We start from the raw sequence: 23,933 nt of genomic DNA, 5'->3' as shown, positions 1-23,933 counted from the left end.
AGTGTATGGATAACCAGTTTACAGAAGAAGAATTACAAGTGTTAACTTGGATGATGCGAATGACAGCAGAAAATCCTTGGTTTGGATTTTTATCTTATCTTGTTGTAGTCGCGTTAACGATCGTAGTGTTTAATTTAGGTTTTGCGCGAGAATTACCTATATTAAAAAAGGCGGTTGTCTATATTTTGTTAGTAATCGGTAGTTTTGTGATGTGGTTTTTAGAATTTGCATTTGGAGCTCCTATTATTGCTGTTTTAATCATCTCCGGAGTTATTCTTGGAATGTATCGATTTAGGCTTCATAAACATCGCAAAGAAAAAGACCAAGCATAAAACAAAAGAGAGCGAATGGGGTTAGTTCCATTCGCTCTCTTCTTTTGTTTCAACTGTAAGCTGAAACGAGCTTGAGGCTTTTCTAAATTCGGTACGCTCTCTAATTCGTTCGTTACAAACGTCACACATATATGTGTGAATAGGTCGATTACGTAAACGTTTAGCTAGCGGCAGTTGATCATCTAATTTATCAATCTTGTCACAAAGTACACATTTTACTCGCATGGGTTCAATCACTCCATTCTACTTCCATTCTAAGCAATAATGACAAAAAAAGCTATCTTCTCATCGTTTTTTTCATTTCTACGCAGGGAAACTAGAATTTTAACCTAATTAAAGGAAGCATGTTATCTCATTTCAAAAAAGTGGTATGATGGAAGTATGAGATCAAAGGAAAATGAAGGAGGGGTAGAGATGGCCAACCGAGTAGAGCACGCACTTACAGAAGAAATATTGCCATTGTTACAAAAAGAATGTTTTGTAACGATTGCTACGATTGACCATGAGAAACAAATTCCAAATGTTAATGCGATTTCATGGGTGTATGCTCTTGATCCTCAAACAGTAAGATTTTCAATTGCTGCTCGTTCGCGAATTGTGAAAAATATTAACGAGAATAGTGGTGTTGTTTTAACGTTAATTGCAAATGACTCGACGTATTCTATATCTGGGTCAGCTAAAGTAGTGGAAGAAAATATCGAAAATCTCCCTATTAAATTAGCTCTAATTGAATTAACAATAGAAGAAGTGCGTGATGTCATGTTTTATGGTGCCAAAGTGACGAGGTTTCCATCTTATGAAAAAACATATGATGCAGAAGCTGCAGCTAAATTAGATTTACAAGTTATGAATAAATTAAAGAAAAAATAATAATCGGTTTTTATCCAAATAATTGTGACTTTTTAGTCCGTTATTTGGATTTTTTTATCTAATGTGACGTTTTGTTTTCGATTCGTTCGTCTATCTTTGATAGCTTGAACATACATTTAAAAGTAAGAGGAAGTTGAACAAGGACGTTTTTAGACGGACCGACTTGTTTAATTTGCATAACTTAATAGTAAGATGTTGAAAACGATTCTTTAGTCAGGAGGCGGAATGTTGAAAAAAATCTATGTATTGGACACGAACGTACTCTTACAGGATCCTTACTCCATTTTTTCGTTTCAGGATAATGAAGTAGTCATACCAGCAGTTGTATTAGAAGAAGTCGATTCGAAAAAACGCTACATGGACGAGATTGGGCGTAACGCACGCCAATTTTCAAAACTGATAGATAACCTTAGAGGAATGGGGAAATTGCATGAAGGTGTTCCGATTGAGTCAGGTGGTACGTTAAGAGTTGAATTAAATCACCGCTCATTTCTAAGGTTAAAGGATTCTTTTGCCGAAATGACAAACGATAATCGAATTATCGCTGTTGCGCTAAATTTAATGATTGAGGAACAGGAGAGAATTGATGGAAGACATGTAATTCTTGTAAGTAAAGATGCATTAGTTCGAGTAAAAGCAGACGCATTAGGACTGCCGGCAGAAGATTTTTTAAGTGATCGAGTAGTAGAATTTGATTCTGTCTATCCCGGTTATGTAGAAATATTTGTAGATGCCGATGTAATGAAAAAGTTTTATAAAAATGGAGAAATTGCGATCTCTGAATTGACCAAGCACCCGTTTTATCCGCATCAGTTTATTATTATGAAAGATGCATTAGGAAGCTCAAGCTCAGCAATTGGTAAAGTGGAGCCTGATGGGAAAAAAGTCAAGCCTTTTATTAATGAACCAGATCATGTATGGGGAATACGAGCAAGAAACGTTCAGCAAAGAATGGCATTTGAATTATTGCTCAGAGATGATATAAACCTTGTGACAATGATTGGAAAAGCAGGAACGGGGAAAACTCTCCTTTCATTAGCGGCTGGGTTAATGCAGACAGAAGATTTGGGAAAATTCAAGAAGCTAGTTGTAGCAAGGCCTGTTGTACCACTTGGAAAAGACATTGGTTATTTACCTGGTGAGAAGGAAGAAAAGCTTAGACCTTGGATGCAGCCTATTTATGATAATCTAGAATTTTTATTTGATACGAAAAAGCCAGGGGAGTTAGATCACATTCTAGCTGGAATGGGTTCGATTCAAGTTGAAGCATTAACTTATATTAGAGGAAGAAGTATCCCTGATCAATTCATCATTATAGATGAGGCCCAAAACTTAACGAAGCATGAGGTGAAAACTATTTTAACTCGTGTTGGTGAAAGAAGTAAAATTGTTTTGATGGGTGATCCACAGCAAATTGACCATCCATATTTAGATGAATATAATAATGGTCTGACGTACGTAGTAGAAAAATTTAAAGATCAAACTGCTAGTGGACATGTTAAGTTAGTCAAGGGAGAACGTTCAGGCTTGGCGCAACTTGCTGCTGACTTGTTATAGGCTTCTAGTTGCTCATACGAAACCACACTGTAGCGGACCGATGTTCGCTGCAGTGTGGTTTTGGGGGCCCTTATTTAGAAAGAGTGAATGTACTGACATTTTTAATTGGGTTTGTTCGATTCGATCCATCTCCGAAATAAAAGTGAATAGGTCCATCTTCTTTAAGTGGTTTACCTTTATAAGAAAATCCAACGATTCCGTTTACAACCTCAGAGAGTTTCACGATATGGCTGGTTCCATCTTCTTCAACAATTTCTACGTTCGATACTTCTTCAAGAGGTTTAGAATTTAGTATGAATGGTTTAAGAGGCATACCAAATGAGCCGTTTATTAATTTTTGCTTATCATATCTTATCTCATTACCATTGCTATTAGGACGTGGTGGTGCAGACCCCTCTATTAGTTCCTTATCCCATTGTGCTGAAATTGCTTTTTTGTAGGCGGTTTCCTCATCTTCTTTTGTTTTCATTTCATCAAAATATGTATCAAGATCAACCTTTCTCTCGTCAAAGATCCACACAGTCGGATCAATGGTTAGCGGGTGATCCACGTCTCCGTTAATAAAAAACACAAACTCTTGCATATTGTCCCCTCCTAAAAACATTCGTTTGTTTGGCGATATGGTGAAAGATATTCCTCACTTGAACTAGTCAAAACATTTAGAGTAAGCTAAGCCATAGAGCGACACTACTTTCTTAAAAGTATAAAGCGTTTCAATGTTTTTGTCACTTTTGGTAAAAGATAAAGAGTGCAGATTATGGAGGTGGTAACAATCGTTTGTCATTATGGTACTGATTTAAAAGAAATGGTTGAGAAAGTAAAGAGATACACGAAAGACGGTCAAGTAGCTAATTATATTCCGGCATTGTCTAAAGCTAACCCAGATGATGTAGGTGTAGCAATCTTTGACGGCAATGATACATGTTTTAGTGAAGGCAACCATCGTCATTTATTTACTTTACAAAGTATCTCAAAAGTTTTAACACTAGCTCTAGCTTTAATGGATCATGGCGAAGATGTTGTGTTTAGCAAAGTGGGGATGGAGCCTACTGGTGATCCATTTAACTCTATTGCTAAATTAGAATCTCATGTTCCGTCAAAACCATTAAACCCCATGATTAACGCAGGTGCTTTAGCGGTGAGTTCTCTTATTAAAGGAGATACGAATGAAGAAAAATTAGAACGCTTATTACATTTTGTTAGAGAGTTAAGTGGAAACAAACAAATTAACTTTAATCAAGAAGTGGCAACATCAGAATTTAAGACGGCTGATTTGAACCGTTCACTTGCCTATTTTATGAAGCAGCACGGAGTCATCTCCGGAGATGTCGATGTTTTATTAGATTTCTATACGAAACAATGTGCAATTGAAGTAAATTGTGAAGATTTAGCGAAGATTGGTTATGCCTTAGCGCATCATGGAGAACATCCAGATAAGAACTATTCCATTATTCCATATGAAATTGCTCGCTTAGTAAAAACGTTTATGGTTACATGTGGGATGTATAATGCATCAGGTGAGTTTGCCATTCGTGTAGGAATACCTGCTAAAAGTGGGGTGTCTGGAGGAATTGTCGGAGCTGTACCTGGTGGGGTTGGAATCGGTCTTTATGGCCCTGCGTTGGATGACAAAGGGAATAGTATTGCTGGGATGAAACTTTTAGAATTGCTATCAGCGAAGTACCATTTAAGTATATTTTAGTTGTGGGCTATTGATCTTACTCTGTGAAAATCGTTGCAATTTTCTTGTGAAAAAGATACTATTAAGACAAGGAAAATTCACATAAAGGAGGGGATCAACATGTCAGCAGAAATGGTGACTGGAGATAAAGATAAAGCATTTGCCCTTCTGAAATCAGATGCGGATAAAATTCGTCAACTGATTGAAGTACAGTTGGAGAATTTAACAATGCCCCAATGTCCTCTCTATGAAGAGGTTCTTGATACACAGATGTTTGGACTGTCAAGAGAAATTGATTTTGCTGTTAGGCTAGGCTTAGTCGAAGAAGAGAATGGCAAACAGATTTTAGGAGAATTACAAAGGAAACTAGATGACTTACATGAGGCATCTGTTAAAAAATAAAAATCAAGCTATTTCATATAGCTTGATTTTTATTTTTTTTTTTGCTCTTGGATAAGGAATAAACGGAATGTGGCAAATTAAAAAATGATTGCAAAAAGTTCATTCTTTTATCTATACTAGAATAAAGCTTGAAATCAGTAGTCACAACGGATTACTGATATTTACTAAACAGAATAGAAAAACAAATGTGTAATGGGGACAGACAATAGGAGCGAAAGAGGGTTAAAGATGAACGGACTTACGAACATTAAAAAAGTATTAGTTGCAAACCGTGGAGAGATTGCGATTCGAATTTTTCGAGCTTGTACAGAATTACATATTCGTACGGTAGCCATTTATTCAAAAGAGGACTCCGGAGCTTATCATCGCTACAAAGCAGATGAGGCATATTTAGTCGGGGAAGGAAAGAAACCTATTGAGGCTTACCTTGATATTGAAGGTATTATTGAAGTGGCTAAATTACATGATGTTGATGCCATCCATCCAGGGTATGGCTTTCTTTCTGAGAACATAGACTTTGCAACTCGTTGTCAGGAAGAAGGAATTATTTTTATTGGTCCTGAACTAGAACATTTAGTCATGTTCGGTGATAAAGTTCAAGCGCGCGAGCAAGCAGTTAAAGCTAAACTTCCGGTCATTCCAGGTAGTGATGGACCTGTTAATAGTTTAGAAGATGTCCAAACATTTGCAGATCAACATGGCTTTCCATTTATTATAAAAGCAGCTCTTGGTGGTGGCGGACGTGGGATGCGGATTGTCCGAAGTGAACAGGATGTTAAAGAGTCTTATGAGCGCGCTAAATCAGAAGCGAAGTCGGCTTTTGGAAATGATGAAGTGTATGTAGAAAAATTTATTGAAAATCCAAAACATATCGAAGTTCAGATTTTAGCAGATAAACATGGGAATATTGTTCACTTATATGAAAGGGATTGTTCTGTTCAGCGTCGCCATCAGAAGGTAGTGGAAATCGCACCTAGTGTTTCCTTAGGTGAAGACGTTCGGAATAAGATTTGTGATGCAGCCGTTCAATTAATGGAAAACGTTGGTTATGTCAACGCTGGAACAGTGGAATTTCTAGTAACGGAATCAGGGGAGTTCTACTTTATTGAAGTAAACCCGCGTGTGCAAGTAGAGCACACGATTACTGAGATGGTTACAGGAATCGATATTGTACAGTCTCAGCTATTGATTGCTGATGGAGAGATGTTACATAGTTCTAAGCTTGGTATTCCATCGCAAAAGAAAATACTTTGTAGTGGGTATGCCATTCAATCCCGTGTAACAACAGAAGATCCTAGTAATGGATTTATGCCAGATACAGGTCGAATTAATGCATATCGCTCTGGAGGTGGCTTTGGAGTTAGGCTAGACGCCGGAAATGGATTTCAAGGCGCCGTTATCACTCCTTACTACGATTCACTCCTAGTAAAAGTGTCTACTTGGGCATTAACCTTTGAAAGTGCCGCAGCAAAAATGCTTCGAAATTTGCGAGAATTTAGAATTCGTGGTATTAAGACCAATATTGCTTTCTTAGAAAATGTAGTACAACATCCGCAGTTTTTGAATGGTGAGTATAATACATCCTTTATTGATAAGACGCCAGAGTTGTTTTTGTTTCCAAAAAGAAAAGACCGAGGCACGAAAATGCTTTCTTTTATTGGGGAAACAATTGTAAATGGGTATCCTGGTTTAGAAAGTACAAAGAAACCTGTATTTGATAAAGCGCCTATTCCTAAATTGTCTTACACAGACCCTATACCAAATGGAACAAAGCAAATACTGGATGAACGAGGACCTGAAGGGCTTGCTGACTGGGTGAAGGCTCAGAAGGAGGTTCTATTAACAGATACAACCTTCCGTGATGCTCATCAATCGTTACTAGCAACTAGAGTACGTACGCATGATTTGAAGCAAATTGCCGAACCGACAGCTCGTATGCTTCCAAACTTATTCTCGCTTGAAATGTGGGGTGGGGCAACGTTTGATGTAACAATGAGGTTTTTACATGAGGATCCGTGGGAACGATTAATGACTCTTCGAAAGCAAGCGCCTAACGTGTTGTTCCAAATGTTGCTACGTGCTTCTAATGCTGTAGGTTATACGAATTATCCGGATAATGTCATTGAAGAGTTTGTTGAAAAATCAGCTACTGCTGGTATTGATGTGTTCAGAATCTTTGATAGCTTAAACTGGGTAAAAGGAATGACGTTAGCCATTGAATCCGTTCGAAATAGCGGAAAAATTGCTGAAGCATCTATGTGTTATACAGGTGACATTTTAGATTCCTCAAGATCTAAATATGACCTTGCGTATTATAAGCAATTAGCAAAAGAATTAGAACAATCAGGTGCACATATTCTTGGTATTAAAGACATGGCAGGATTGCTTAAGCCAGAAGCTGCGTATCAGCTTATTACTGAATTAAAGAGTTCCATTGATATTCCGATTCATTTGCACACACATGATACGAGTGGCAATGGTTTGTTTACTTATGCACGGGCTATTGAAGCAGGAGTCGATATTGTTGATGTTGCCGTTAGTTCCATGGCGGGATTAACTTCTCAACCGAGTGCGAATAGTTTGTATTATGCACTTAGCGGGTCTGAACGTCAGCCGAATGTAAACGTTCAGTCTCTAGAACAATTAGCAGAATTCTGGGATCACACGCGTAAGTATTATGCAGGTTTTGAAAGTGGAATGAATGCCCCGCATACTGAAGTGTATGAGCATGAAATGCCTGGTGGACAATATAGTAACCTTCAACAGCAAGCTAAAGCTGTAGGGCTCGGTGCACGTTGGAACGAAGTGAAAAAAATGTACAGAACCGTCAATGACATGTTTGGAGATGTGGTGAAAGTAACACCTTCTTCAAAAGTAGTAGGGGACATGGCGTTGTACATGGTTCAAAATAATTTGACAGAAGAAGATGTGTATGAGCAAGGTGAAAAGCTAGACTTTCCTGATTCCGTTGTCGAACTGTTTCAAGGTCAATTAGGTCAACCATATCAAGGATTCCCGAAGAAGCTTCAAGAAATTATTTTAAAGGGAAGAAAGCCAATTGAAGGAAGACCAGGGGAATCAATGGAACCAGTTAACTTCAATGAGATAAAAGAAATGCTTTTTACAAAGTTAAATCGTCAAGTGACGAGTCATGACATATTGTCTTATGCAATCTATCCAAAGGTTTTTATGGAATTTGAACAGTTCCGTCAACAATTTGGTGATATCTCTTGTTTGGATACACCAACTTTCTTCTATGGCTTACGTTTAGGAGAAGAAATTGAAGTCGAAATTGAAAAAGGGAAAACATTAATTGTGAAACTTGTTTCAATTTCAAAGCCAAATGAAGATGGAACACGAATTGTCTATTTTGAATTGAATGGACAGCCTCGTGAAGTATTAATTAAAGATTTGAATGTCCAAACGACAACAATTGCTCGGCCAAAAGTTGATAGAGATAATCCAAATCAAATTGGGGCTTCCATGCCGGGTACGGTTGTAAAGACGCTAGTTTCTAAAGGAGACAAAGTGAAAAAAGGTGATCATCTAATGATCACAGAAGCGATGAAGATGGAAACGACCGTTCAAGCTCAATTTGATGGGGTTGTGAAAGATATTTTTGTTACAGATGGAGATCCAATTTTAACTGGTGATTTATTAATTGAATTAATGTAAAAAAACAGCTGATTTATACGAGTTTACTATCGTATAAATCAGCTGTTAATTTTTAAAGAGTGATCGTCAAGAAAAGAAACAGTTGCTATAAAAGGTATAAAACATCTTGTTTTGGGCATGAATGAAAAAATGACAGCGATGGGCTGTCATTTTTTCCGTTTTATTAGTTTGATTTACGAAGCAATATCATGGCCATATAAGTTAAATTTGAAAATAACACGGATATGATGAGTGCGTGTAAAAGTCCAACAGATAAAATCTCATTTTGTGTGAACACAACCGAAATTCCTGTGAACATTTGGAGAATAATGAGAATAAATGCAATTACGCTTGTCCAGACGAGTACTATTTCATTGCGGAAACTACTTATTGTCCAGAGCATTAAAATAAGCAATAGAACAGCTAAGGTAATCCCAGCTACTCTGTGCAAAAATTGAACTCCGATTGGTCCAGATAAGCCAGGGAAAATCATTCCGTTACATAAAGGAAATCCAGCACATGCTAGAGCTGAATCAGTATGTTTTACATAAGCCCCAGTGTAAATAACAGCGTAACAGTACGTAATAACAAAAAAGAAAAAGCGTTTGTAGGCACTTGTTACTCTTGGAGCAATTTGCCGTGGTTTTCCATCTTCAAAGGCTAAGATCGTCAAGAGAACAACAGAAGCTAGTGACATAGCTGAAATACCAAAATGCAAGGCTAAAATCGCTTTTGATTGACCAAAGACTACGGCGCCAGCACCTAGAAGCCCCTGGAAAATAATTAATAATACAGCAGCAATTGACATGAATTTTGTTTCTCTTACATGTTTTAACTGCTTCCATGACCAAATTGCTAGTATAATAATCATGACACCTACTAAACCAGAAACAATTCGATGACTATATTCAATAATTGTTTCAATAGCAGGGTTAACTGGAATCACCTCTCCAAAACATAAAGGCCAAGTAGCACCGCACCCTTCGCCGGAACCCGTTTTTGTAACGAGAGCACCTTGAAGGAGAACGATTAATAGGCCAATAGAGGACAGAATGCCATAGATTTTTAATCTTTTATGCATTCAATTCACCTTTCCTTCTATAAAATTGTTAAGAAATATGCTAGAGTTAGCAAGGGTAAACTAAGTGGCTTTCTCATTGATCTTAAAAACAAAAACGAAAATTGTCAATTTTACTAGAGTGAATATTTTATGGACATCTGTAAATGTGAAGATAATGTGAACCTCATGATTTTAATGAAACTAAATAGATTTTAAGATATAATGTGACATGTAGCACATCCAGTGAGATTCGGTTAGCTTTTTTCTTTTCTACAAGAGTGCTCGAATTGGTTGACTCTACAAAGGGGGTGAAGATTGATGAATAAGACTAATACTGTGTTGGACTCATCTAAGGTTATTGCTAGTCCAGATTCATCAGTTGCTGTTAGTCAGCATAAGTCATGGAAGGACTATCTTGTTCTTGCAAAACAGGGAATTGTAACATCGAATCTGATTACTACATTTGCCGGCATTTATTTAGCGGCTGTTTATACGGGAATAGGATTAGGATCACATTTAGCGACTATGTTTTTTGCGCTAATTGGTGCAGCACTTGTGATGGCAGGAGGCTGTACATTAAATAATTACATTGATCGTGATATTGATCATATTATGGAACGAACAAAGGATCGTCCAACGGTCACTGGGCGTTTTTCAGCTAATCATGTTTTGCTAGTTGGATTGCTCCAAGCAGCTATTGGTTTAGCTTTCTTAGCTTTAACAACAGCGACAGCCGCTGTTATTGGATTAATAGGGCTATTTATATATGTTGTTCTATATACAATGTGGACAAAGCGTACGACGACGTTAAATACGATTGTAGGGAGCTTTTCCGGAGCAGTTCCTCCATTAATTGGGTGGGCAGCCATTGACGGAAGCTTACACACGTTCGCTTGGATTTTATTCTTTATTATGTTCTTTTGGCAACCACCGCACTTTCTTGCACTTGCAATGAAACGCGTAGAAGAGTACCGGGCTGCTGGGATTCCAATGTTACCGGTTGTTGCTGGATTTGAAGTGACAAAGCGCCAAATGGTTGTCTATGTTATTGCTTTATTACCAGTTTCCTTGATGCTTTATCCTTTTGGCATTGTATATACAGTTGTTGCAGCGCTGCTTGGAATAGGGTGGATTGTTTTAGGATTTGCTGGTTTTAAAATGAAAGATGATATTAAGTGGGCACGACTTATGTTTGTTTACTCGCTTAATTATTTAACTATTCTCTTTGTTCTTATGGTTATTGTTCATATTTAATAATGCAGATATCTCTATTACTTATTTGAAGATATTATTATGAATAATGACTATAGATATATATCTTAAAAGTAGTGATAACTACGAACGAAAGTGAGGTTGGATTGTCAGATGAAACTTTGGAAAACTGCATGGCGTTTTCTACCTCTTTCATTGCTCGTGTTTGTTTTAACGGGGTGTTTGGGAGAGACGAACTTAACTGCCCTTGATCCAAAGGGACCACAATCACAATGGTTATTTGACAACATGTTATTATCGTTGTACATCATGGCCTTAGTGACAATTGTCGTATTTGCAATCTTTTTCATTATTCTTGCTAAGTACCGTCGCGCTCCTGGAGACGATGAGATTCCAAAGCAAGTACATGGTAATACGGCATTAGAAATTACTTGGACTGTTATCCCAATTATCTTGTTAACAATTTTAGCTGTTCCAACAATTACTGGACAATTTATGTTAGCTGATGTAGAGCCTGATCCAGAGATCGGCGACGATACAGTCTATATTAAAGTAACAGGACACCAATTCTGGTGGCAATTTGATTATGAAGATGAAGGATTTACTGCTGGTCAAGAAGTGTACATTCCAGTAGGAGAGAAAGTTATCTTCGAATTACATGCACAAGACGTCCTTCATTCTTTCTGGGTACCAGCTTTAGGTGGTAAACTTGATACCGTTCCTGGTATTACGAACCACATGTGGTTAGAAGCAGATGAGCCTGGCGTTTTCAAAGGTAAATGTGCTGAGCTTTGTGGTCCTTCACATGCATTAATGGACTTTAAATTAATTGCACTTGAGCGTGATGAGTATGATGCTTGGGTTGCAGGAATGCAAGCAGAAGTAGAGGAGCCAACTGAAGCATTAGCGCAACAAGGTCGCGATGTTTTCGAAGCTAGCTGTATCGGCTGTCACGCAGTAGGTGGTATGGGTTCTGCTACAGGTCCTGCTTTATCAGATTTTGCTAATCGTGAAGTAATTGCGGGTTATTTAGAAAATAACGATGTTAACCTTGAAGCTTGGATCCGTGATCCAGAGGCACTAAAACAAGGTAATAACATGCCAGCATTTCCAGATATGAGCGATCAAGATATGGAAGCGCTTATTGCATACCTTCGTTCTCTTGACGTACAAAACAATTAAAAATTGATTTAAAAGGAGGTAAACCCTTTGGCTGCTCAAAAACAGGAAAAAAGCGTTATTTGGGATTGGTTAACAACGGTTGACCATAAAAAGCTTGGAATCATGTATTTGATTGCAGGGACGCTTTTCTTTGTAAAAGCTGGTGTGATGGCGCTCTTCATGCGTATCCAGCTCATGTATCCAGAGATGAATTTCTTAAGTGGTCAAACATTTAATGAGTTCATTACGATGCATGGTACGATTATGCTATTCTTAGCTGCCACACCATTATTATTTGCATTTATGAACTATGTCATACCTTTACAAATTGGGGCACGTGACGTGGCATTCCCATTTGTAAACGCACTTGGTTTTTGGATTTTCCTTTCAGGTGGTTTATTATTAAGTATGAGTTGGTTCTTTGGTGGAGGTCCGGACGCTGGTTGGACAGCATACGTACCTTTATCAAGTCGTGATTATGCAGGTGTAGGGCTTGATTTCTATGTATTAGGTTTACAGGTATCAGGTATTGGTACACTTGTTTCAGCTATTAACTTCTTAGTAACAATCATTAACATGCGTGCACCAGGAATGACAATGATGCGTCTTCCATTATTTGTTTGGTCATCATTCATTTCTTCTACATTAATTTTATTTGCATTTACACCACTTGCTGCTGGTCTTGCACTATTAATGTTAGATCGTATTTTCGATGCACAGTTCTTTATTCCAAATATGGGTGGTAATGTTGTTTTATGGCAACATATTTTCTGGATCTTCGGTCACCCTGAGGTATATATTCTGGTATTACCTGCTTTTGGTATTATTTCAGAGGTTATCCCAGCGTTCTCAAGAAAGCGTCTATTTGGTTATACAGCCATGGTATTTGCAACCATGATTATTGCTTTCTTAGGATTCATGGTTTGGGCTCACCATATGTTTACAGTAGGAATGGGACCAGTTGCAAACTCCATTTTTGCGATTGCAACAATGACCATTGCTGTTCCAACTGGTATCAAAATCTTTAACTGGCTCTTTACGATGTGGGGCGGGAAAATTACGTTTAATACAGCAATGTTATTTGCGTCTTCATTCGTACCAACATTCGTTCTTGGTGGGGTAACAGGGGTTATGCTTGCAATGGCTCCAGTTGATTATCTTTACCATGATACGTACTTTGTTGTTGCTCACTTCCACTACATTATCGTTGGTGGTATCGTATTAGCATTATTTGCTGGTCTATTTTATTGGTACCCGAAAATGTTTGGACATATGTTAAATGAAACACTTGGAAAACTATTCTTCTGGGTTTTCTATATTGGTTTCCATTTAACATTCTTTGTACAACATTTATTAGGTCTAATGGGTATGCCTCGTCGTGTTTATACTTACCTTGGCAACCAAGGACTAGATACATTTAACTTTATTAGTACAATTGGTACATTCTTCATGTCAGCAGGTGTTATCCTACTCGTGATTAATGTCATTTACTCAGCATTTAAAGGTGAGCGTGTTACAGTTGCTGATCCATGGGATGCTCGTACACTTGAGTGGGCAGTACCTACTCCAGTTCCAGAGTACAACTTTGCACAAACACCGCAAGTTCGTTCATTAGATCCATTATTCTATGAAAAAATTCATGGTGATGGAACGATGAAGCCAGCTGAACCAGTTCAAGCGATTCATATGCCAAATGGTTCAATCTTACCGTTGATTATCTCTGTAGGACTTTTCTTTGCTGGTTTTGGTTTCATTATGATGAATATGGAAAACCCAATTATGAATCCGTGGATTGTTGCTATTGGTGGTTTAGCGATCACATTTGGCGCAATGTTTGTCCGTTCGGTGAAAGAGGATCATGGTTACTATGTTCCTGTTGAGCAAGTAAAAGCGGATCTGAAGAAAGGAGGGAACTAAGAAATGGCGGGTCATGTAGATACTTCAAAAGGGCTTCCTTCTCATCCGGAGAGAGCTACATTAGAAGGTAAAAACAAATTTCTCGGTTTCTGGTTCTTCCTTGGAGGAGAAACAATTCTTTTTGCAACGTTCTTCGGAACTTATTTAGGGCTTCGTAATGGTGTTGCTGATGGTCCTACATCACAAGAAATGTTCCACCTTCCACTTGTTTTTATAATGACTATGCTACTTTTAACGAGTAGTTTAACTAGTGTTCTTGCAATGTTTGCAATGAAGAAAAACAAATTTGGTACTTTTAAAATTTGGATGTGGATTACGGTTTTACTAGGTCTAGCTTTCTTAGGATTCGAAATTTACGAGTTCTATGAGTACGTGCATCACGGTTTAGGCTTTACAACAAGTGCGTTTGCATCATCATTCTTCTCACTTGTTGGTTTGCACGGTGCTCACGTTGCTTTCGGTTTATGCTGGATTATCGTCCTACTTATTCGCTACAATAAAACGGGTATCACATTAACGAATGCTCCTAAGTTTTATTTAGCTAGTTTATACTGGCACTTCATTGACGTTGTGTGGGTATTTATCTTCACAGTTGTCTATCTTATGGGAGTAGTATAAGGGGGGCTAATACATGGCAGATAACTTAAGTACACCATTTGAAAAAAGTGCTATGACAGATGAAGAGAAACGTCAGACAAGTAAAGAAATTCGTAAGCAGATTATTGTTTTTGCGTTAATGATTTTCTTAACGATTATGTCGTTTTTAGCTGTTGGAGCAGATATTATTCCGCGTTCTTTCGCGATTCCGTTTATCTTGCTTTTAGCATTGGTACAACTTGCACTTCAGTTGATATTCTTTATGCACTTGAAAGATAAGGATCACGGATGGGCAATAGCATTTATGATTTCAGGTATTTTTGTAACGGTTCCAACGATTGCAGCATTAATGTTATTGCTTGGAATTACAAAGTACTAAATAAGATAGTAGGAAGGTGACTCTCTGAGAGAGTCACCTTCTTCATGTTTAACGAAATCTTACTAAAATAATTCTTAATGTGAGATTGTTTTGTTCATGATTTTGTAAAGAGGATTTTTGTTTTTAGGATAACGATTTGATGTATAATAAACACGTATGAAAATTTAAAAAAGGCGTGATGAAATGAACGAACAACACAATCAAGGAGTTTTAGGACAAACTCATCGTAAGCGTAATTATAAACCCGCAATTATTATTATTACCATTTTAATTAATGGTTTAGTTGCCCTATTAGCTGGATTGCCTGGTGTTGATAACTTTAATGCGTTTGATGTTAAAATTCTTCCACTCATGAACGCTATTTTTAATAGTTTTACATTTCTATTTTTATTAGCAGCATTGATTGCTATCTTGAAGGGGAATGTTACGGTCCATCGTCGTTTTATTTATGCGGCTTTTATTACAACAACATTCTTTTTAGTTACGTACGTAGCCCATCATTTCTTATCGGCTTCTACTCCTTATGGAGGAACAGGAGTAATGGCAGGAATTTATTACTTTATTTTAATTACACATATTATTTTAGCTGCAGTCATTGTACCACTTGCTTTAACATCAGTTGCCCGCGCTTGGAATATGGAGAATGAGCGTCATCGTAAAATTGCTAGATGGACAATGCCTCTATGGTTATACGTTAGTTTAACAGGTGTTATTGTTTATATTATGATTTCACCATATTATTAAATAGAAAAAGAACTTAGCCACTGGCTAAGTTCTTTTTATTATATTTTTATATTTAATTTGATAATCCCCGCTTCTTTAGCTGATGTAAATGCTATGACAAGTAGAGGTCCGATTACAAAGCCCATAACGCCAAATAACATAAGGCCTAGATACATGGCAATAAGGGTTGCTAATGGGGAAAGGCCTATTTGCTGTCCCATTACTTTTGGCTCGACTGTACGGCGGATAATCAGCAATACTGCAGCTAAAATCAACAACTGTGTACCGATATTCGCATTTCCAGCTATGAATTGAAAAATAGCCCAAGGTGCCAAAATGGCTATGGACCCAATTAATGGGATAAAGTCAATTAACCAAATAATAAAAGCCATGAGCAATGCGTACTCAGGTACAATTAATAATAATCCTATTAAAGAGACAATAAAGATGATGATACTTACTAGGAATTGTGCTTTGAAAAAGCCCCAAATGACATAGGTTAATCTAGAAGTCATAAAATTAACTTTGTCTTTTGTTCGATCCGATAAATACGTAAATGCCTTATCTTTTAATGATGGCAATTCAAGCATAAACAGGAATAGGGCAATTAAATAGACGATAAATGTAACAAGATAGCCTGGAATACTAGTAATAACCGATGCAACATCATTAATTAAATTTCTTTCTCCAATGGTTGTTCGGAACGAATTTAATGTATGAGTGACTTGAAGATTAATTTCATGGACAAGATCAGGAGGAAGATTCTCATATTCCTCTTCTAGATTCCGTTGGAAATTAAGCCACGCACGGTTGATATCATTAACGTATTGCGGCAGATTTTCGACTATTTGTGTACCTTGAGTAACAGCTTGGGTTGTTATATAGTACCCAGCAAACCCAATAAAAAAAACAAATAACGTAAAAACAATCATAACGGCGATGTTTCTTTTTAATTTTGCTCGCTTATGTAATGCACTTACGGCAGGTGTTAAAATAAGTGCAGTTACAAATGCCGAAATAATGGGGATGGATACTGGTAAAATAAAGTAACCTACAAGTAATACAGCGAGTATTGTTACGATAATAATTATAGTTCTCTTTGTCATTAGTGCTGCCAATGTGAGACTCCTCTCTCATAATGCTATCTTTATTATAGTACGAAGATAAACAGATGAACAGGTTAATGACTTAATTTCCTAAAGTCGTCAATTTTAACAGTTCGGATTCCTCTCTGCTGTATGGTATAATCATGCAGGATGAAAAATAGAGGAACTAGGAGAGTTTATATGCAAAAGTTATGTTTTTTCTGTTTCTTACTGTTGTTATCCTTCCTAACAGCTTGCGGAAGCTCCGAGCCCGAACAATTAACCATAGTAGAAGGAGAACAGTTTGAAGAAGTTGCAGATTTTTTATTTTCCTATAAAGAAAATATGATCGAGGCGGTAAATACAGGGGATTTCAACAACCTTGAGCCGTATTTAATTACAAATAATAGCTTCTATCATTCGTTAAGACGTTATACTAGTGATTTACATGGAGAACGCACGACAAAAGAATTAAACGATTTTGAAGTCATTGCTGTCTATGAAGATGAAATAGGCGAACTTCATGCTGATGTTAATGAAGTTGTCACACTTTATGAGCATGGGGACGAAAAGGAGTTATCAAGATCTTTACGATTTGAACTCGTTCGAGGAGGAGATGGTTCCTTAAGGATCGTTACAATCAAAGAGAGTAAATAATAAGACAACAAGGCCCAGGCCTTGTTGTCTTATATTCTTTCTTAGTTTGTATCGAGATTTTTTAATAGAAGCTCGAGTTTTTTATTACACTTTTCAATAATAGGTTGTGGGAAAGTTTCTCCTTCATATTCAACGCCATGAGGATAATAGTGCTTTCCTAACATTGGTGTCATAAGCTTAACAATTGTATCATCCTTAGGAATATCTCCTTTAATTGCATAAGCAGGGACACGAAGATAATAGATATCTCCTTGGTTTACAATTTTGTAATCAAATGTTACACGTTGATAATCCCATTGACCAGCATGAATAAAGCCAATTGATTCTGCAGCGTAACGAAGTGCTTCAAATTTCAATTCTTTATCTGCAAGTTCAATATGTTCAAATTTCACTACGAATCCGCCTCCAATTCATTCACTAAATATGTACTCTACTTATGATAGTATGAAAACACTTCAGTTGCAACGAATTAATGGTGAATGTTTTATGGATAATATTACTTCGACAGTTTTATAGTTCGAAGCGACACAACCTTACATAGTTAGTGAAAGGATACGACAAGGCTCATTACGAATTCTTTAGTAAGGAAAAACAGTGGGTGAGTGGCGATCATAATAGGTGAAAGTTTTATAGCTTACAGATTATTGACATTAGAGAGGGGACTATATGAAGAAAGCATACGTAATTTTTTTTAGCATGTTATTATTCGGGTTTATCGTTTTTTTTGAAAGAACCTTCGAGGCACAAATTTCTGAATGGTTTCAGCAATCCGAACAAATGGAGCCAGAGACTCTTTCAGTAGAAGAAGTATCGACTGTTAGTACCGAACTTTATGAAGAACAAATGGTTACACTTTCAGAAAATGAAGATTTGATTGGTAAACTAGGAAGTGAAATAATGGAAGAGTTTGGTGAACCATCACGAATTGATTTATCGGCTTATGGTTATGATTGGTGGATTTATCCAATCCAAGCGGATTCCTATATGCAAATCGGTATAGAAGACAATCGAGTTGTGACTGTCTTTTTAACTGGCGATATTAAGGGGGAGTCTCTGTCTCTTGGCCAAACGTATTATGAGATTAACGAATTATTAGAATTTAAAAATAGAGTAGATGTTTCCTCTAGTGATGGTGGAATGTATCAATTTGAATTGTCGGATGAGGATCTACTAATGAGGCCCCTTGCAAAAGTAAATGATGTCTGGGTTCAATTTTTCTTTGATACACATACTGAGGAGTTATCTAGTTTGCGGATGGTTGAAAATGATGTTCTGATCAGGCAAAGACCTTATTCTGTTTCGTATCGAGGTGCTCCTCCTGAGCGCCCCTCTTTTTCAGAAGAAGAGTGGAGGAGAATCGAAGAAGGCAATGCAAGACAAATATTTGATTATACGAATGTAATAAGAGAAAGACATAAGTTAGAACCATTTAAATGGGATGATACTGTATCGAATGTAGCGTATCTTCATAGCAAAGATATGAGTGAAAACGAATATTTCTCTCATACGTCTCCGAACTTTGGAGAGGTTTCTGATCGCTTTGAAAATGGGGGAGTACCTTTTAAGTTGGCAGGTGAGAATATTGCAGCCAAATATGTGGATGGTTTAGCTTCTGTTGAAGGGTGGCTCAATAGTGAGGGGCATCGTGTTAATTTGCTACATGAAGAGTTTACACATTTAGGAGTGGGAGTATTTAGAGAACATTATACTCAGAACTTTTTAACTCCATGGCAACTCTAATTGTCGTTTCTAAGGAGGTGTCTCATAGGTCAAATTAGACCAAATGGGACACCTCTTACCTATTTATAGGATTATTCAGTAGGTCTAGCAATGATAAAGAAGGTAGCCGTAGCCATGGCAATGAGCTTTTCCTGATCATTAAATACCTTGGCTTCTGTTATACAAAGGTTATTACCTTTATGTGATAACGAAGCGACACATCGTAAGAACTGACCGATTCCAGGTTTTATGTAATGAATATTCATTTCAGATGTGACGGCAGCTTGGCTGACTGGTAAGGAACGATTGACTAAGGAACCCATTGTTGTATCTAGAAGAGTGGCTGTTATTCCTCCATGAGTCATTTTTAGAGGATTTTCAATAAGAGGTTGTATAGGCAAACGAACTTCGTAATCCCCATTATCTAAAAAACATCCTTCCATTTGTGTTAGTGCCGCTATGTATGTTCGAAAAGAACCATTTCTTTTTGCCTCGAGTCCAGTTATTATATCTGAAACTAATGATTGTTCCTCTGATGTAGCCTCTTTTAAAAACAATTCCAATTGATTTAGTAATTTTTGCTGTTCTACTGTAGCCATTCGCTACTCCTCCTTTTTTTATAATCTCCTCACATTGTAGCAAATTTCATTGAACATTGGACTGGGCAACTGTGTACATTAGTAATAAAGAAGAGATGAAGGAGGTTTAATTATGAGTTCAGATCAAGAATTACATCCTTCTGTGCAAGAATTTAAACAGTTTATGAAACAACATCCATTGTTAATTCAAGAAGTAAAAGGAGGAAGTAAAACGCTTCAAGAGTTGTTTGAAGAATGGAGTGTAGTAGGCAGTGAGCATGAACAGTGGTCCCAGTACATTGGATCCCAATCAACAGAGTCAAAACAAACAGAGGTAGATAATAAGTCAAAAGATTCAAAGACATCTAAGAGTGCAAGTGATACCCTCGGTCAGATTATTGGGCTAGTTAAGCGAATGAATGTTGATGATCTTCAGCAACATTTAACACAGTTTAGTTCCGTGTTAGCGAATGTTCAAAATGTCATTCAGTCTTTCCAAAAACCATCAAATCACACAAATCAGAACCAACAAGACCATCCATTTTCATTTAGACGTGATTAACCAAAGCAAAATGAGGAGGAGTTTCTGTGAGAGCTGATGTACAACAAATTCTTCATGAAAGACCTGAACTACGTCATTATATAAGACAACATCCTAATTGGTACCGTAAATTAACACGTGACCCTGGTCAAATTCCTGTATTAGAGAAAGAAGCAAATCAATTCTATGGTCGTACACTCCCACAGCGTGTAGAGAAAGTTCAAAATTCGCTTGGACTTGTCATGATGATGATGGAAATGTTAAAGATGGGGCAATCAACAGGAACGGTTGAAGCACAAGGACCTGTCGAGTAAGTGACAGGTCTTTTCGTTTTATTCATGTTTTGTTGGAGAATGATTAATAAGGAAATATACGGAAAAATGAATAGAAGGCGATATAGAGAGGGACGATAAGGATACTTACTAAGAGGGCAAAAGAAATCATTTTTCGTTTTTCGTACCGTCTAAAGCAATGTGCGGAGCCATTGCTATCTATTTGAGGCAGTGAAAAAGGTTGTTTTTTTCCTTTTTCAGAGGCTTCACATACTGATGCAGGGGGGACTCATATGAATAAAGTACAACTTTTGTGCAGTGTTATAGTTTGTTATCTAGTCATTCCTATGAATGTACTGGCAGAGACGAATCAATCTGACCTTCTTCATTTACATATTATACCTATTCATAATACGGGTATCGTTCAAGTGCAAACAGGAAAGCAAAAGGATTTAACGATGAAACATGAAATTCAAGGAAATCATTTATTTGTAGAGTGCTTTGTTAATGACTTTCATTTTAACGAAAAAAAAGCCGGTGCTCTCCATCAAGAAGGGGAGGGCCATATCCGACTTTATATTAACGATGAGCATGTTGATACTTTATTTGAACCGGCCTTCTTAATTGAAGACATGCCATCAGGAGAATATGAGATCAAGGTTGTCCTTGTTAAAAATGATTATTCACCTTATGAAATAGAACAATCAATCTCTATTACGATGTCGTAATGGTTCTCTGGAGATAGTCATAAATGGTTCTTTCAATTGAAATCCCTAATTGTTGAAAGCCTTGATTTCCAAAGAGAGTATTAAATTCAAGAAAATAAAATTTACCTCCAGCTGTTATAACATCGAAACCAGCATGATTTACACCTAGGTTTCTAGCTGTTGTTCGGACAAGTTCAATCGCCTCATTTGGGATGTTATCAAAAGAAATCTTAGCACCTTGCGCAACATTGTTTCTAAAAGAGTTGCGTTCATTTATTCGCCAATAGGCAGCGACAACATCATCACCAACAAAACAAACGCGTAAGTCACGATCAATTGGTAGATACTCTTGAACGTAGAAATAAGGATTATTCTCCGCGTATTCATTGAATTGTTTATGATTTTCGATTAAAAAGACTCCTTTTCCCATTGAATTTCGTATCTCTTTAGCGACAAAAGGGAATGGAAACTCATCAAATACACGGTTGATATTATCATGATTACGACCTAAAATAACGGTTTTAGGGACATGATCTGGACACACACTCCAAAAGCCACGGGTAACTTCAATTTTGTTAAACCCCATTTGGATGGATTGGATACTTGGGAAAATGGTTTTTTTCATGCCGTAAACAAGTGCATTCACTTGCCAGTTTTCTGGAAATAAGCATACGTCAGCTTCGGCAATCTTTCTACGCTCTTCTTTTTCAAACATGCGTTCAGGTTTAACATATTGGATACCCGGCATACCGATTGTTCTAAATGGATTAAACGTTACAATCTTCATTTACTCTGCTCACCTTCTTCATACAATTAAACAAGACGAGTGAATTATAAGCAAACTTAGGAGGGAAGTCAAACATGGATCAGTCCTATTCATTCCGGCTAGGGTATGTAGCAATGAGTGTGATGCTCTCAAATGCCTCTCCGTCGCAAACCATGACAGTTAAACAATTTGAACAAATTCCCGACCGAGACGCAGCTGTTCGAAAGCTTGAAAGAATTGCTATATCAAATCTTCAAAACTGTCTTAGAATTATAAAGCATAACAAGGCACATCAAATTTCTTTTTTTCGTTTATCATCAAAGCTTGTCCCTCTAGCTAACCACCCTCTTACAGAAGGTTGGAAATATGAAAAAGCGTTGGCTCCTTTTCTAAAGGAATTAGGAGACTTTATAAAACAAGAAGAAATGAGAGTGGGTTTTCATCCTGATCATTTTGTTGTATTAAACAATCGGTCGAAGGATATATTGCAACAATCGCTACGGACTTTGATGATGCATTATAAGTTACTTAAAGGAATGGGAATTTCACCGATCCATCGGTGTGTTTTACATGTGGGGGGAAAGAAAGAAGGACGAGAAGCTGGGTTAGAACAGTTTATTGAAAATTTCTCTATGATACCGAGACCAATACAAGAAATGATTATGCTAGAAAATGACGATATGAACTATCCACTTGAAGATGTTTTGTATCTTGGAGAGAAGTTACATATTCCTGTAGTATTCGATCTTCATCATTATGATGTGTTGCATGAATCGTCTGATCTATTGTCACTTTGGAAAAGGGTCGTACTTACTTGGAAGGATAGTCCATTGCCTATTAAGATGCATGTTTCTAGTCCGAAAGAAGGGAAAAATGATCGAGCTCATCATGATTTCATAGATGAACAAAGGTTATACGAATTCTTACGTCTAATTGAAGGAACCGTTGAACATCTCGATATTATGATTGAAGCAAAGCAAAAAGATGCCTCACTATTGAGGTTAACGGAGGCTCTTTCTGATATGGAGGGAGTTCATGTTAGAAATCCTTCCTCTATTTACATGATGAACAGAGTATTATCTTAATGGAGGAAGACGTGTTATAATGTTGATAGGAGGTGTGAGTATGCTCGCAACGATGTCAACATTTGAGTTGATTGATGAAGCTAGTGACCTTGGTCAAGCTGTTATTAAATCTAATGTATATCAACACTATTTACTAGCAAAAAAAGAGCTGCAAGCAGACCCTGACGCTCAAGAGAGAATTCGAAAATTTAATCAACTGAAAGACCAATATGATGAAGTACAACGTTTTGGGAGATATCACCCAGATTACGATAAAGTATCAACCGATATTCGAAAGATAAAGAGAGAAGTTGATTTAACGGAGACCGTTTCTGTTTTTAAAAAGGCAGAACGTGATCTAGAAGCTCTTCTAAATGAGGTTAGTGAAATCATAGCAAGAGCTGTGTCAGAATCGATTAAGGTACCAACAGGTAACCCATTCTTTGATAATATGTCTTGTAGTGGTGGTTGTAGCTCAGGTGGCGGTTGTGGTTGCAGTTAAAACGAGAAGAGGTGTGTCAAAAGGTCAAGTACAGACCACTTGGCACACCTACTCTTGTTTTTTTCCTTTTTTATTGCTTGAGGCGGACGCAATTGCTACAGCCATTTCCACAACAAAATAGTTTTTCTTGAGGAACTTTAAAGCGCATGCGATAGACAAAGGCATTTGAGTGATGGCGTACATAGATCATGTCAAACGTAAGACGCTTTCCTTTCATCGCTTCACGTGCATATTGGATTACCAAGTTTTCTAACTGTGGTTGGCTCATTGGTTTGATTACTTTTATATATCCGAAAGGCAAACCGCCATAGTTTTTTGTATGGAACGAGTGTATATGGTCGTCCTGATTCAACTTCGAAATAAATGTTGTCCAAATAGAAGTAAGATCCATACTATCATCCTCTTTATATATCCTCGAATTAAAAGATAATTTAAAAAACTCTCTCTATATATACCAACTACATCTATTGCTGTCAAACTAAGAACATGCTAGACTT

At 37.2% G+C, this 23,933-nt stretch carries 27 protein-coding genes; 19 read left to right on the top strand and 8 right to left on the bottom strand.

Going from position 1 to position 23,933, the window contains the following annotated elements:
* The first annotated feature begins 5 nt into the window (after positions 1-5).
* Complete coding sequence (locus N0O92_RS02940; RefSeq protein ID WP_315613110.1) at positions 6-332, top strand: YlaH-like family protein; 327 nt, start codon at positions 6-8, stop codon at positions 330-332.
* 21 nt (positions 333-353) lie between these two features.
* Here the strand turns inward: N0O92_RS02940 and N0O92_RS02935 are convergent, their stop codons facing one another.
* Positions 354-557, bottom strand: a complete 204-nt coding sequence (locus tag N0O92_RS02935; protein WP_315613109.1) for a YlaI family protein — start codon at positions 555-557, stop codon at positions 354-356.
* Positions 558-746: 189 nt separating this feature from the next.
* Here N0O92_RS02935 and N0O92_RS02930 point away from each other — a divergent pair, with 189 nt between their 5' ends.
* Positions 747-1,202 (top strand): pyridoxamine 5'-phosphate oxidase family protein, encoded by a 456-nt coding sequence (locus N0O92_RS02930; protein ID WP_315613108.1) that lies wholly within the window; start codon positions 747-749, stop codon positions 1,200-1,202.
* Positions 1,203-1,427: 225 nt separating this feature from the next.
* Entirely contained in the window at positions 1,428-2,759 is a 1,332-nt protein-coding gene (locus tag N0O92_RS02925; protein ID WP_315613107.1) for a PhoH family protein, read from the top strand.
* Between the two features lie 70 nt (positions 2,760-2,829).
* On the opposite strand, the gene N0O92_RS02920 is transcribed toward N0O92_RS02925, so the two are convergent.
* Positions 2,830-3,342, bottom strand: a complete 513-nt coding sequence (locus N0O92_RS02920; RefSeq protein WP_315613106.1) for a peptidyl-prolyl cis-trans isomerase — start codon at positions 3,340-3,342, stop codon at positions 2,830-2,832.
* A gap of 189 nt (positions 3,343-3,531) precedes the next feature.
* Between N0O92_RS02920 and glsA the strand changes: the two genes are divergently transcribed.
* From glsA to pyc, 3 genes are all read left to right on the top strand, one after another.
* Entirely contained in the window at positions 3,532-4,461 is a 930-nt protein-coding gene (gene glsA / locus N0O92_RS02915; RefSeq protein WP_396334465.1) for a glutaminase A, read from the top strand.
* 99 nt (positions 4,462-4,560) lie between these two features.
* Positions 4,561-4,842: an Fpa/YlaN family protein gene (locus tag N0O92_RS02910; RefSeq protein ID WP_315613104.1), complete on the top strand. Its 282-nt coding sequence runs from the start codon at positions 4,561-4,563 to the stop codon at positions 4,840-4,842.
* A 228-nt stretch (positions 4,843-5,070) separates the two neighbouring features.
* Positions 5,071-8,517, top strand: a complete 3,447-nt coding sequence (gene pyc, locus N0O92_RS02905; protein WP_315613103.1) for a pyruvate carboxylase — start codon at positions 5,071-5,073, stop codon at positions 8,515-8,517.
* Between the two features lie 163 nt (positions 8,518-8,680).
* Here the strand turns inward: pyc and N0O92_RS02900 are convergent, their stop codons facing one another.
* On the bottom strand, positions 8,681-9,577 hold the full coding sequence (locus N0O92_RS02900) for a COX15/CtaA family protein (RefSeq protein WP_315613102.1): 897 nt from the start codon (positions 9,575-9,577) through the stop codon (positions 8,681-8,683).
* Between the two features lie 297 nt (positions 9,578-9,874).
* Between N0O92_RS02900 and cyoE the strand changes: the two genes are divergently transcribed.
* The 6 genes from cyoE to N0O92_RS02870 all read left to right on the top strand — a co-directional run bounded on the left by cyoE (position 9,875) and on the right by N0O92_RS02870 (position 15,566).
* A complete protein-coding gene (gene cyoE / locus N0O92_RS02895) occupies positions 9,875-10,810 on the top strand; it encodes a heme o synthase (RefSeq protein ID WP_315613101.1) in 936 nt (311 codons plus the stop codon).
* A 111-nt stretch (positions 10,811-10,921) separates the two neighbouring features.
* A complete protein-coding gene (gene coxB, locus N0O92_RS02890; RefSeq protein ID WP_315613100.1) occupies positions 10,922-11,950 on the top strand; it encodes a cytochrome c oxidase subunit II in 1,029 nt (342 codons plus the stop codon).
* Positions 11,951-11,977: 27 nt separating this feature from the next.
* Positions 11,978-13,846 (top strand): cytochrome c oxidase subunit I, encoded by a 1,869-nt coding sequence (ctaD, locus tag N0O92_RS02885; protein ID WP_315613099.1) that lies wholly within the window; start codon positions 11,978-11,980, stop codon positions 13,844-13,846.
* A 3-nt stretch (positions 13,847-13,849) separates the two neighbouring features.
* Positions 13,850-14,464 (top strand): cytochrome (ubi)quinol oxidase subunit III, encoded by a 615-nt coding sequence (locus tag N0O92_RS02880; protein WP_315613098.1) that lies wholly within the window; start codon positions 13,850-13,852, stop codon positions 14,462-14,464.
* Positions 14,465-14,477: 13 nt separating this feature from the next.
* A complete protein-coding gene (locus N0O92_RS02875; RefSeq protein ID WP_315613097.1) occupies positions 14,478-14,822 on the top strand; it encodes a cytochrome C oxidase subunit IV family protein in 345 nt (114 codons plus the stop codon).
* Between the two features lie 183 nt (positions 14,823-15,005).
* Positions 15,006-15,566: a DUF420 domain-containing protein gene (locus tag N0O92_RS02870; protein ID WP_315613096.1), complete on the top strand. Its 561-nt coding sequence runs from the start codon at positions 15,006-15,008 to the stop codon at positions 15,564-15,566.
* 38 nt (positions 15,567-15,604) lie between these two features.
* On the opposite strand, the gene ytvI is transcribed toward N0O92_RS02870, so the two are convergent.
* Complete coding sequence (ytvI, locus tag N0O92_RS02865; protein WP_315613095.1) at positions 15,605-16,663, bottom strand: sporulation integral membrane protein YtvI; 1,059 nt, start codon at positions 16,661-16,663, stop codon at positions 15,605-15,607.
* A 168-nt stretch (positions 16,664-16,831) separates the two neighbouring features.
* Between ytvI and N0O92_RS02860 the strand changes: the two genes are divergently transcribed.
* Entirely contained in the window at positions 16,832-17,287 is a 456-nt protein-coding gene (locus N0O92_RS02860; protein ID WP_315613094.1) for a TcaA NTF2-like domain-containing protein, read from the top strand.
* 41 nt (positions 17,288-17,328) lie between these two features.
* Here N0O92_RS02860 and N0O92_RS02855 read toward each other — a convergent pair whose 3' ends face one another.
* On the bottom strand, positions 17,329-17,679 hold the full coding sequence (locus N0O92_RS02855; protein ID WP_315613093.1) for a YugN family protein: 351 nt from the start codon (positions 17,677-17,679) through the stop codon (positions 17,329-17,331).
* Positions 17,680-17,953: 274 nt separating this feature from the next.
* Between N0O92_RS02855 and N0O92_RS02850 the strand changes: the two genes are divergently transcribed.
* A complete protein-coding gene (locus tag N0O92_RS02850; RefSeq protein ID WP_315613092.1) occupies positions 17,954-19,027 on the top strand; it encodes a CAP domain-containing protein in 1,074 nt (357 codons plus the stop codon).
* A 71-nt stretch (positions 19,028-19,098) separates the two neighbouring features.
* Here N0O92_RS02850 and N0O92_RS02845 read toward each other — a convergent pair whose 3' ends face one another.
* Positions 19,099-19,605 (bottom strand): PaaI family thioesterase, encoded by a 507-nt coding sequence (locus tag N0O92_RS02845; protein ID WP_315613091.1) that lies wholly within the window; start codon positions 19,603-19,605, stop codon positions 19,099-19,101.
* Positions 19,606-19,717: 112 nt separating this feature from the next.
* Between N0O92_RS02845 and N0O92_RS02840 the strand changes: the two genes are divergently transcribed.
* The 3 genes from N0O92_RS02840 (at position 19,718) to N0O92_RS02830 (ending at position 21,125) form a co-directional block, all read left to right on the top strand.
* Positions 19,718-20,146 (top strand): YlbD family protein, encoded by a 429-nt coding sequence (locus tag N0O92_RS02840; protein ID WP_315613090.1) that lies wholly within the window; start codon positions 19,718-19,720, stop codon positions 20,144-20,146.
* Between the two features lie 26 nt (positions 20,147-20,172).
* Positions 20,173-20,439 carry a YlbE-like family protein gene (locus N0O92_RS02835; protein WP_315613089.1) on the top strand — a complete coding sequence of 89 codons (267 nt, stop codon included), beginning with the start codon at positions 20,173-20,175 and terminating at the stop codon, positions 20,437-20,439.
* 251 nt (positions 20,440-20,690) lie between these two features.
* Complete coding sequence (locus tag N0O92_RS02830; RefSeq protein WP_315613088.1) at positions 20,691-21,125, top strand: lipocalin/fatty acid-binding family protein; 435 nt, start codon at positions 20,691-20,693, stop codon at positions 21,123-21,125.
* Here N0O92_RS02830 and N0O92_RS02825 read toward each other — a convergent pair.
* Positions 21,112-21,891, bottom strand: coding sequence for an ATP-grasp domain-containing protein (locus N0O92_RS02825; protein ID WP_315613086.1), 780 nt, complete (start codon positions 21,889-21,891; stop codon positions 21,112-21,114). The genes N0O92_RS02830 and N0O92_RS02825 overlap by 14 nt on opposite strands.
* Positions 21,892-21,965: 74 nt before the next feature.
* Between N0O92_RS02825 and uvsE the strand changes: the two genes are divergently transcribed.
* Entirely contained in the window at positions 21,966-22,955 is a 990-nt protein-coding gene (uvsE, locus tag N0O92_RS02820; protein WP_315613085.1) for a UV DNA damage repair endonuclease UvsE, read from the top strand.
* Positions 22,956-22,995: 40 nt separating this feature from the next.
* A complete protein-coding gene (locus N0O92_RS02815; protein ID WP_315613084.1) occupies positions 22,996-23,436 on the top strand; it encodes a YlbF/YmcA family competence regulator in 441 nt (146 codons plus the stop codon).
* 70 nt (positions 23,437-23,506) lie between these two features.
* On the opposite strand, the gene N0O92_RS02810 is transcribed toward N0O92_RS02815, so the two are convergent.
* Entirely contained in the window at positions 23,507-23,827 is a 321-nt protein-coding gene (locus N0O92_RS02810; RefSeq protein ID WP_315613083.1) for a hypothetical protein, read from the bottom strand.
* Positions 23,828-23,933 lie beyond the last annotated feature (106 nt).

This window comes from Alkalihalobacillus sp. MEB130, assembly GCF_032335535.1.
Taxonomy (GTDB): domain Bacteria; phylum Bacillota; class Bacilli; order Bacillales; family Bacillaceae_D; genus Halalkalibacter.
The sequence above is the reverse complement of the archived record's forward strand: the minus strand, read 5'-3'. Positions and strand labels throughout refer to the sequence as shown.